The following is a 12,572-nucleotide window of genomic DNA, read 5'->3' as shown; positions in this document are numbered from 1 at the left end:
AGTTAAATTTATTATTATACTGAATATATTATGTAATAGTACGTTTGTGTTAATGAACAAATTAGCTTGTTTGTTACAAATACGTTTTTGATCCCCACATAGGAGTTAAACTTGTAACCTTTTGCTTGTAGTATATTCAACTTTAGTAACTTGAATATATAACTGAATATATTCATATTATTTGGATTGGATAAAAATCACAGGTTACTTATAAACAATTCAAAACATATTCGATTTTAGTTATAAATATTCTGCTTGGTGATAAAAACTATTTAGTAATCTCAACAGATAAATGTATGTACTCGGGTTCAGTAATTTGAGTAGGCATTATATATCGCCAACTATGAGTACTCATTGGAGCACTATAAATCATTTTTCTTTGAATATATAACTGAATATATTATGTAATATATAATAATCTTTTAGGATTCTCATAAGATCACTACAAGCCATAAAATGGAAATTTTTACTCTCGGTGGCCTTTCGCATTCTCCTGTATAGCTTGACCCTATACTGAACATACATAAAGTGAAAGCCCTCAGCTTAAATCGACATAAGCTGAGGGGCTAGTTGTGTAATCAATAGTTTCAAGTAACAGTAAACTGAATACGTTAGTGTTAATGAACAAATTAGCTTGTTCATTATAAATACAGTGTTATCTCCACAGAGAAGTTACCTTTTGCTTCTGATTATGATACTTGTATTTCAGTGTAGTAACCTTAATATATAACTGAATATATTCAGGTTATTTTATTGGTTGCATCTCATTATCCTTCTTTAACGTATAGAATCAAAACATAGTCGCTTCTTGCGATAAATCAGAGTGGTTATATAAAACTATTCAGTAAATTCAATATTTGATTGAATATATTCAAGTTTAGTAATCTGAATAGCAGTATATATTACTAAGCACGAATACATTTTGATTATGTATGATCACCCACTGATTGTTGAGCTACATACAAAAAATTATATTACTGAATACTTATATATTACGTAATATACAACGTAACAGTTTATGTAGTTTCAAAGAGTTATAACTTTTTTGATACAATGATTCTTCATATTGAGTGTTCAATACGTTACTGAATATATTATGTAATATATAAGTTAACTTTTAGAGTTCTCATAAGACCGCTACAAAGCATCCAATGGTTGCCCTATACCCCCTGTGTCCTCTAAAATTCACTGTCTTACTCCGAACGTAACTAAAAATCCTCAGCTTAATCCACCATAAACTGAGGGGCTAACCATATAATCAATAATTTCAAGTAACAGTAATCTGAATACGTTTATATTAATTAAGAATTCAGCATGTTTATTACAAATACGTTGTTGATCCCCACAGAGGTAGTAATAATATAAACTTCTGCTTCAACTATGTTAAGTATATTCAGATGTAGGAACCTGAATATATAACTGAATATATTTATATTATTTGGGTTGAGTGTCACATACGTATTCTTCTTTACGTATAGAATCAAGACATATCCGTTTTAGTGATAAATGACCTGGTGTGGTGCTGTAACCTGAATAAGCATTACATACTGCCTAGCATGAATACTCTTTGATTATTTATAATCATCTTTTGAATAGTAGTGTTATATTTGAAATGGAATAATAACTGAATACTTAAATATTACGTAATATACAACGTAATAGATGATGTAATTTATAATTCCAAAAGAAATACTGCTGTTTTTGATACAATGTTCTTCTCAGCATCTATATAATATGTTACTGAATATATTATGTAATATAAGTAACAGTTAGTATTCTTATAAGACCACTAACAAGCCACCCAAAGGAGATTTATACTCTTTGTGCCTCTTCGAATTCTCCTGTACGACTTCACCGTATACTAGACATACATAGAGTGTCGTAACTAAAACCCCACGGCTTAATCCACCATAAGCGGTGGGGATGACTGTATAATCAATAGTTCCAAGTAACAGTAAACTGAATGTGTTTATATTAAGCAAGAATACAGCTTGTATGTTACTAATACGTTGTTTATCCCCGTAGAGATGTTATTCGAATAAACTTCTGCTTTTAGTATGTGATGTATATTCATATGTAGTAACCTGAATATATAACTGAATATATTCAGGTTAACTTATTTGAAAGTTGCATACTAAGCCTTCTTTAACGCATAAAATCAAGATATGTTCGCTTTTGGCGATAGATGACCTGTGTGGTGTAGTAACTAATCAGTAAACTCAATACTAAATTGAATATGTTTAAGTTCAGTAATCTGAATAATGTTTTTCTACTGTCAAGCATGAATATTCATTGATGACTTATAATCATCTATTGAATTGCAGTGCTTCATATAAAATTTATCAAAACTGAATAATCATTTATTACGTAATATACAAAGTAATAGATTATGTAATATATATTATCAAAAGAATACTAATCTTCTCGATACAAAGGTTCTTCTGAGATTGTATTTAATACGTTACTGAATATATTATGTAATTTACAATTTACCTTTCAGTATTCAGACAAGATCTATAAGCCTCAAAATAAAATCAATGGCATTTCGAATTCTCTTGTAAAGCATAATATATAAAGTATGGTAGCTAAAACTCCTCTGCTTAATCCACCATAAACTTGAGGGGCGGACTATATAATAATTTGTTCAAAGTAACAGTAAACTGAATATGTTTATATTAAGCAAGGATTGAGCTTGATTATTACAAATACGTTGTTGATCTCCACAAAGGCAGTAATAATATAAACTTTTGCTTCAGCTATGTTAAGTATATTCAGATGTAGGAACCTGAATATACAACTGAATATATTTATATTATTTAGTTTGAATGTCACATACGTATCCTTATTTAACGTATAGAATCAAGACATATCCCGTTTTAGTGATAAATGATCTGGTGTTGTAACCTGAATAAGCAGTACATACTGCCAAGAATGAATACTCATTGATGATGTATAATCATCTATTGCATAGTAGTGTTCCATTTCAAATGGAATACTAACTGAATACTTAAATATTACGTAATATACAACGTAATAGATGATGTAATTTGTAATTTCAAAATAAGTATTGATCTTTTGATACAATTTATCAGCAAGTATATAATACGTTACTGAATATATATTAAGTAATATAAATAATAGTTAGTATTCTTAGGAGACCACTACAAGCCACCCAAAGGAGATTTATACTCTCTACGGCTTTTCGAATTCTCTTGTACGACTTCACCGTATACTAGACATACATAGGGCGTCGTAACTAAAACCCCACGGTTTAATTCACCATAAGCGGTGGGGATGACTGTACAATCAATAGTTCCAAGTAACTGAATGCGTTTATGTTAAGCAAGATTTTAGCGCTTGTATGTTACTAATACGTTGTTTATCCCCGTAGTGGTGTTATTCGAATAAACTTCTGTGTTTAGTATGTGATGTTTATTCATATGTAGGAACCTGAATATATAACTGAATATATTCATATTACTTTATTTGAATATCAAATATGTATCCTTCTTTATAACGTATAGAATCAAGACATATCTGCTTTTAGCGATTAATGACTCGGTGTAGTGCTATAAAATATTTAGTAAACTAAATACTAAATTGAATATATTTAAGTTCAGTAATCTGAATAATGTGTATCTACTGTCAAGCATGAATACTCATTGATGACTTATAAATCATCTATTAAATTATAGTGTTACATTCCAATGTAATACTAACTGAATACTTATATATTACGTAATACACAACGTAATATATGATGTAATTTATAATTTCGAAAGAAATACTGATCTTTTCAATACAATGTTCTTCTCAGCAAGTATTTAATACGTTACTGAATATATTATGTAATATAGTTAACTGTTAGTATTCTTATAAGACCATTAAAAGCCACCCAAAGTAGATTTATACTCTAGGTGGCTTTTCGAATTCTCCTGTACAATTTCACCGTAAACTAAACATACATAGGGTGTCGTAATTAAAACCCCACGGCTTAAACCACCATAAGCGGTGGGGATGACTGTATAATCAATAGGTCCAAGTAACAGTAAACTGAATGCGTTTATATTAAGCATTGCTTGTATGTTACTAATACGTTATTTATCTCCGTAGAGGTGTTATTCAAATAAACTTCTGCTTTTAGTTTAGTATGTGATGTATATTCATATGAAGTAACATGAATATATAACTGAATATATTCATATTAAATTATTTGAATGTTACATACGTAGCCTTCTTTAACGCATAGAATCAATGCATATTCGCTTTTTAACGATAAATGAGCGACTGTGATGTTATAAACTATTCAGTAAACTCAATACTTGATTAAATATATTCAAGTTCATTAAATTAAATAAACAGTTTATACTACCAAGCATGAATACAAATTGATGACTTATAATCATCTATTGAATTGTGTTTCCACATTCCAATTTAGTTTCTACTGAATACTTATCTATTACGTAATATGCAACGTAATAGATGATGTAATTTCAAGAACCCATTAATCTTTCTGATACAATGATTCTTCATTATCATTGTATAATATGTTACTGAATATATTATTTAATACTACCAGTGAGTATTCACACGAGGCCAACAAGCCACAAGATAGGGATATCTACTCTCGGTGGCCTTTCGAAATCTCCTGTACAGCTTAACGGTACAGTTAACATACATTAAAGTATGCTCACTATAAACTGAGGGGCTAACTGTAACAGTAAACTGAATACGTTTGTATTAAGGAAGAAATTAGCTGGTTCAAACTAATACGTTGTTGATACCCACAGAGGAGTTAATCGAGTTAACGTTCTTCTAGTATCTGGTGTCTATTCATGCGTAGGAACCTGAATATATAACTGAATATATTCATATTACTTTATTTGAATATCACATATGTATCCTTCTTTATAACGTATAGAATCAAGACATATTTCCTTTTAGCGATTAATGACTCGGTGTAGTGTTATAAAATATTCAGTAAACTAAATACTAAATTGAATAAATCCAAGTTCAATAATATGAAAAAGCAGTATAGATTGCCAAGAATAGATTCTGATTGATCCCTTATAATCTTCTATTGATTGTAGTGCTTAATTTCAAATGTAATATTAACTGAATACTTATATATTACGTAATATACAACGTAATATATGATTTAATTTGTTATTTCAAAAGAGATACTGATCGTTCTGATTGAATAATTTTACATATTGAATAGTGAATAAGTTACTGAATATATTATGTAATATATAAGTTAACCCTGTACACTCATAAGATCATATCAAGCCACGTACTGGAGATTTATACTCATGATGGTATTTCGAATTCTCCTGTACAGCTTGACCGATACTGAACATACATGGGGTGTCGTAGCTAAAACCCCTCGACATAATCCAGCATAAGCAGTGGGGCTGCCTGTGTAATCATTAGTTTCAACTAACAGTAAACGGAATACGTTTGTTTAAGCAAGAATCTGGCTTGTTCATGACGAGTACCTGTTGATCCCGTCAGAGGTATTATTGAGTTATCTTGTGCTTGTAGTATGGGATGATTATTCACGTTTAGTAACCTGAATATATAACTGAATATATTCAGGTTATCTGACTTGAAAGTTATTTACTTATCCTTCTTTAACGCATAGAAAAAGGATAAAGCGACAAAATGATCAGTTGTGGTGTCATCAAGTATTAAGTAACCTCAGTACTTGAATGAATATATTCAAGTTCAGTAATCTGAATAAGAAGTATACATTACTAAGCACGAATACTCATTGATTATGTATAATCATCTATTGATTGTTGTGCTACACCCCAAATATGATATTACTGAATACTTATATATTACGTAATATACAACGTAACAGTTTATGTAATTTTAATGAGAGAGTAACTTTTTGATACAATGATTCTTCATATTGAGTGTTCAATACGTTACTGAATTTATTATGTGATTTATAAGCTAACATGTAGTATTCTCATAAGATCACTTCATGCCATCCATTGGAGATTTATATTGTCGGTGGCCTTTGAAATTCGCTTTTCTTACGTACACTGTACATTCATGGAGTGTGGTAACTAAAACCCCTAAGCTTAATCTACCATGAACTGAGGGGTTGCTTGTATAATCATTATTTAGAAGTAATAGTAAACTGAATACGTTTGTATTAAGTAAGAATATGGCTTGTTCACACAAATACGTTGTTGATGCCAACAGACTAGTTAATTGAGTTAACTTCCGCTAGGATATGGTGTGAATTGACACTTAAAATCGAATATAAAACTGAATACTCATATATTACGTAATATATGTTGTAATAAATAAGGTGCATTATGTCTTGTAAAACACTGTTATGATCTATTATGGAAATTTGACTCGATTCGTTTGATAGTCTTTCGCAGAGCATAACCGCACTTTGAATAAACATATAGTTTGGGATAAACAACCACATCATCTTATTCCGATAAGATCTGATATATTAAACAATGTTTTTAAAGTAATAATAAACTGAATACTTTAGTATTATGAAAAAAATCTAGTGCGTTTACATGTACAGCTCATGTGACCTGGCAGAATAGCTAATCCCTAAGAGACGCTAAATTCAGGTGTAGTTATTTGATTATAATCATAATATGTAATTTATAAACAACTCACCAATCCATCGCATGTTGCATTAACACAGCGTATTGCTTTATTCAAAAATATAATGTCTGAATTTCAAAAATGTTCAGTAAACTAAATACTTTGTTGAATATATTTATATTATGTAAATTTCATATGACGCTTACGCTTATACTGCGAATTAAAAGCTCCCTATTAATAGTATTAACACATTAAGGATTTGCTATACACGAGATTTCGTATATTTCTTAAAATTTGTTTAGCTGTTTTCAGTAGTATTGAGTAGCGACAACATTTTTTGGAACTCAACTTAATGAGTAATGTGAACATTTACCCGTTTCAATAGAGTTGAAGATTATCAAGGAGGAAAGACTAAGTAATCCGTTTTGTGAAATACAGTGTTCCTTCGCTGTAATCACCTAGACGTATTAGTTAAGATAATGCTTACTTACATATTAAGGTCTCTATAAAAAGTATACGAATCATATAGAATCTCCGTAAAAAAAGTTTTAATTAGCTACTCAATCTTAATTAAGCTATCAAGTGTGTTTTCTCCTTCAAGTATATTATTTCGCCACCTTAATCTTTAATTGTTTGAAGTATATCATCTAGCTAATTTGGAGATGCTGTTGATGGGTACTTTAAAATTAGTCGAATCGATAATGTAATTTGGGTGCACTTACATCTTGTCCCTACGAATCTAGGCAATCTCATATTATGATTATGAATTCTATAAAATATCTACGAAAAGTCAGTATTATCAAGGGTTTAGCTTATCCTTTTTTTGAAAAGGGGAAGGATAAAACTTAAGAAAGCTATAGATTATAACATGATTGAATGATATAAAATGCGATAACGCACCAAATCTTCACTCACAAATTATCAGTCAATAATAAATTTCTTCTTCCGAGTTTAGATCGCTAGTAAACCCAGTGTTATCAAGGATTTGAGAGCTACTTCAGATCAAGAAGAGAAAGAATAAAACAGAAAAATCGATAAATAATTAAATGATTGAATAATCAAATCTACGATAACGTATCAATTCATTGCAAATAACTATTCAGTATCTGATTTATCTATGTACCACGCAACTTGTAACTTATTCAGCATATAAATGATCGATGAAATGAAATATCTGATACCAGCTTAATATACATATTTTTTATCTTAAGTAGTATCGAAACACTGAAGAAACTTATATACCGTTAGTCTCCAGGGAATATGAACTATGTAAACTGCGATTACTTAGACAACGATCGAAAATGTGAACGCGTTGGGAAGCGGTACCGATTGAATGAATTTCTCGTAACAATCAGTTAAGAGTTTAGGCTCGTACTTACATCCTCAATCTTCATGAGAATGAATTTATGCAGACCGCTATATGAATGTGTAAAGTATTTCTGTATCTATTCCACAGAATGAAATAATTTCGCTTGTTGGACCCATTGCCCCAATTAAACAAGTTGTTTCCCATACCATTTTACTTTCTTAACAGACATCACGAGTAAACCTCTCTTCTGTATGATTTGTAACCAGCGTTATGATATTTAGTGACTCTATGTATTCTTATGCGTTTTTTATTGCTCCGTCTTGAAGATGGTGCAATTTCGTCGGCAGAATGCCGTGTGATGTTTTTCGCTGATTGGTTGAAGTATTATTGATTATTTTCCGTACTTTCCTATTTGAGTTCAGTAAGTTTGCATTGTGTAACAAATACCTCCTTACTAAATTCCTTACTTTGCCTTTCTACATGAACAACAGTCAAAATTAATAAGAGCTGGACATTTCTTAGTTGTGCGATTAATAGAAGTATTAAGTTTAAATAATATATTAATATTACTGAACAATAATACTTACTATTTAAGCTGTAGACGATATTCTATAGAGCAAAGTGATTTGAGTATTAAGTTTTATATTCAGTAATATATTATTATTCATTAACCATAAGATGAATTTACCTTGCTCCGGGAAAATAGTAATGCATTTAAATGTTTAGCATTCGCTTCCTTATCTCATAAAGATAATCTAATGAACCCGATTAATATACGGAAATTTGAACTCGATAAAATAGTACATAATTGAACAATTAAATATTACATAATATATTCAGTAATATAAGTATTTTATTTAACCTTTGATAAGCAGACCCATTTTGGGGGAAGGTTGTTGGGAGTAAGATTCCGTTCATCTCTTCACTTAGAAATGAATAGGTGTATCTATTAATTATTTGACCTTTCTGATTCAAGACCTTTTCCAACATCCAGTGTTGAGAAACACATTAAATAATGTTATCTTTATGAGAATCAAATAATCCATATGCGAAGTACGCATCTACCCAATCTTGGGCAAGGTGCGTTTTTTTTGTGTTTAACCATTCACTAGTTTCTAACTCAGTTTAGGGCTTAAGGAGTTGAATTCATGGACCCGATATTACGAGGCCCACAAGAGGTTCGAGATCAAGCAGAGCAAGACATCGAATCCATCTCTAGTCAGTCAATAATAGCAATACAAGATACGATGTATTATTTACGTGCAGAAAAGCTTATCCCAGGTATTCATATATCCATTAGGATTAAAATAGACTCTTATGATTTAGGATTTTGGAACCGAATGATTTTAGATCGAGTGAATTGTGCTAAAGAATGGTTGAGGTCTACTGATAATTACGATAGCCAAGAGTCTGATTTAAGCATATTCTCAACTATTTATAAGGAATTAACAATTCACAAAACTAATAGTACCTCTAATGATCTGTATCTTAGTATGTCACTCTATATAATCCATTCAGTTATCGCTGCGTTAGAAATAGAATCTCATGTGATGATGTACGATGGAAACAAAAAGGGGCATCAAACTGCTCAGAAATATTCTCAATTAATTGCTGAAGCTATAGAACCATATCAGTTGGTAATGAATAAAATTGATGAGGTTTTGTATGGGAAAATTCGAGAGAGGTAATAACATCAGGAAGAAAAAAACGGAGGAAATAAATGAACCTTACTAATGTATGGGGGGAGAGAAGAAAATACTCTTCACATGCCAATAAGATTATAGAAGAAATCCATGTTCAAACGGGCCACAAATGTTACATTACAAGAGGTGTTGGCGAAGCAGAAAATATGGGGAGTTGAGTCCTGGTTTTGCTTGACTTGAGAGTCTACTTTATTTCTTAAGAATATCTATTTTGTACAATTGAGAAACTCCATTCAGGTCTCTCAATTGTACTGAGTTATGTCACGGCTATTTCTATAGTTATATACGGACATGGCAGACTCACAGATGTAAGTCACTTTACCAGAGTTTCAATTAATATCAGATAATCGGTTTATTTAGCTTGATATTAACGTTCTTAATTTGGAAAGGGATCTATAACAATTCAGTTATTGACTGAGGTAGTTTATAGCCTCTTGTAAGTTTCTTACCCCTACTAGTTTAATGTTTTCTAAATTGTAGCTATTTTTTGCTTTGGCAACCTCTTGTTCTTGATATTTAGGATAGATAAAAATATCTACTTCTTCATTCTTTGCAGTAAGCAATTTGAGATCCAGGTTACTTATTGACTGAATATCACCACCCCTAGTTATGCCTCCTGTGCCAGCAACCTTCCTTCCTCTAGCCAAATCGACATTCGGATCGAGTTGCTGTATTAAACCCAATGCCAACATGAAACCTCCTGACTCGCCTGAATAGTTGTTGTCCAAATGGATAACGTCATCAACAGATAACCCTTTGAAAACAAATTGGTTTTTTAAATAAACTCCTAACGTTGCTTTTCCTTGGCGATCCAGTTCCTTTATAGTCACTGGAATCTCTACGTTGCTAGTATCACGATGAACGATTACGTTTACGGTATCTCCGATTTTAAAATCCTCTAGATAAAGATTAATATCTTCTGGTGAGTCGACCTCTATATCATCTATGAATAGAATTTCATCTCCAACCTTAAGATCTTGACCTGTTTTAAACTTCTCTGGATGAAAAACCACAACTGGCTTAGATATTTCTTCTGGTAAATCAATCTCCTCATGTACCATTGCAGCCTTTACGATAGTGTGTTTCATATAAGGTAAAAGTTCTTTATCTAAAATAGTCAAATCTCTTTCGGTAAAGTCACTAGTGCTTTCAGAAGCTGAAGCATAGAACTTTGTAACAGAAGTTCTTGTATAACCCTCAGACCCGAGGTATATTTTCTCCCATACAGAATTAATTTGTGTTTTTTTTACATAAGTCATGTAAAGATTAGTAGGATGGGCTTGAGCGCTTTCGCGAATTGGTTTTGCATCAATAATGGGGTCAACTGAAAGAATACTCCCAGGTGCTGTCCAAACCTCTGGCACCTTTAAAGGCTTAAGCAGCAACAAACCCAAAAATATGATAACAACAATCAAGGGAGCTATATAAAGAATAATCACCTTGTAATCTTTTATGTCCAAGAGAATCACCTCAGTATTATAAACTAGCAATGGAACTAATATACCAAAATAACTATTTGATATAGAAGGAATGAGAAGAACCCGATTTTTCATGTCATTAATGATTAACTACATAATACTATAGATGAATTACGATATGCTTTATTAGATGAGTTATTAACACGGTTAAGGAACAGTAAAAGAAGCCAATCATTTAACTGCTTCATTTCTAGTTGGTGCGTTTTCGAATATAATATATGCAATAGTGAACCTTAGAGATGGGGGAGATATATGCATATAATGGATGATTATGAACAACGCCTAAAAGATCTTCGAGCCACACTTGGAACCCTTATAGATAATTATGACTTACTCCCGGATGCCTCCTATCAGATATTTAGTATCGAAGGAGAGATTAGAAGCTTTGAGCAGAGAAAAGAAAGACTAAACCTCAGATTTTCTCGGATAGACTGCCATTTATGCAAGCAGCCTATTTGGAATGAAGATGAACCAGCTAAACTTGGGGACAAAGGTAGCATCCTGATATGTCCAAGGTGTTTATGTACGATTAAGCAGGTGAAAGGTACTACTGAAATGGAACGAGATCTTGACATTAAAAGTCCCGGGACTGTAAAACAAGATTGTGAAGGTCCCCTTAAAATGCTGCAATCGCAGTTTCTCATACGTAAATCGGAGAAATTCTGGCTTATACATGAGGTAGTAGGTGAGATCTACTATCGAGCCGGCCGGCGTAAAACTAACCTACTACATTCTTGGATCGATGAATTGATTAATCGCTTGAATCACCTTCAAGAGCAAAAAAAATTTATGGAAGGGATGCGAACCTTAATCCCGGATTTGCATACTCAAATCTTTAGCTTACAAGCACAAATCCAAGATTTACAGAGTAAAGTAGATCGAATTAAAGGTGGGCGGCTACCTTATCGTTGCTCTCAATGTAATGTTTGGTTGAAAGAGAACGGTATTCCAACGTTTTTTGGAAACTACACAATTTGTGATCAGTGCAAAAAAATAATTTCAGAAGTGATGACTACATCTGAAGCTGAGAAGAAATATGGTCTACCTAAGGGAACAATACGCCGGGATAACTCACGAGGATCCCTAGAGAGATATAAGAAATTAGGATTACTAAGACAATCAGGAAGTTTATGGTTGCTTCACGACATAGTTATTTTGGACAAATATAAAAGAATCGAAACAAAAGAGGAAGTGTTACCAGTTCACTCTCCTACAACAATGAGTGAAGAAGGAATACCTTCAGATCTTCTCAGAAGATCTGCTTCCATATACAAACAACTTATGGAACGAAAACAATTGGAGAAATGACATATAACTCAATAATGAAGTTTAATTGAATACAACCCAAAGTTGCGCGAGAATTAAAACATTGTTCAATATTTTGTGAAGGTTCAGTTGATAGGCTGTATGAAGGATGATAGAGTAAAAGATAACTTAATAAAATATATGCGAAGCACGCATCTGCCCGTATTGGGTAGGTGCGTTTTCTTATTTTTAAAG

At 31.9% G+C, this 12,572-nt stretch carries 3 protein-coding genes; 2 read left to right on the top strand and 1 reads right to left on the bottom strand.

Annotated features, from left to right (window positions below; translation table 11 throughout):
• The first annotated feature begins 9,039 nt into the window (after positions 1-9,039).
• The gene (locus F0220_RS31155) at positions 9,040-9,579 is read left to right on the top strand and encodes a hypothetical protein (RefSeq protein ID WP_091036767.1); all 540 of its coding nucleotides are present in this window, start codon (positions 9,040-9,042) and stop codon (positions 9,577-9,579) included.
• Positions 9,580-10,001: 422 nt separating this feature from the next.
• On the opposite strand, the gene F0220_RS31150 is transcribed toward F0220_RS31155, so the two are convergent.
• Positions 10,002-11,147, bottom strand: a complete 1,146-nt coding sequence (locus F0220_RS31150) for a PDZ domain-containing protein (RefSeq protein ID WP_149847059.1) — start codon at positions 11,145-11,147, stop codon at positions 10,002-10,004.
• A gap of 186 nt (positions 11,148-11,333) precedes the next feature.
• On the opposite strand from F0220_RS31150, the gene F0220_RS31145 reads away from it, so the two are divergent.
• The gene (locus F0220_RS31145; protein ID WP_133120410.1) at positions 11,334-12,380 is read left to right on the top strand and encodes a hypothetical protein; all 1,047 of its coding nucleotides are present in this window, start codon (positions 11,334-11,336) and stop codon (positions 12,378-12,380) included.
• The last annotated feature ends 192 nt before the right edge of the window (positions 12,381-12,572 follow it).

Source organism: Paenibacillus sp. 37, assembly GCF_008386395.1.
GTDB lineage: Bacteria > Bacillota > Bacilli > Paenibacillales > Paenibacillaceae > Paenibacillus > Paenibacillus amylolyticus_B.
This window is presented reverse-complemented; position numbering and strand designations above follow the sequence as displayed.

Coding starts and splice junctions, on each gene's coding strand:
- F0220_RS31155 (WP_091036767.1), top strand. CDS start 9,040: ATGGACCCGATATTACGAGGCCCACAAGAGGTTCGAGATCAAGCAGAG.
- F0220_RS31150 (WP_149847059.1), bottom strand. CDS start 11,147: ATGAAAAATCGGGTTCTTCTCATTCCTTCTATATCAAATAGTTATTTT.
- F0220_RS31145 (WP_133120410.1), top strand. CDS start 11,334: ATGGATGATTATGAACAACGCCTAAAAGATCTTCGAGCCACACTTGGA.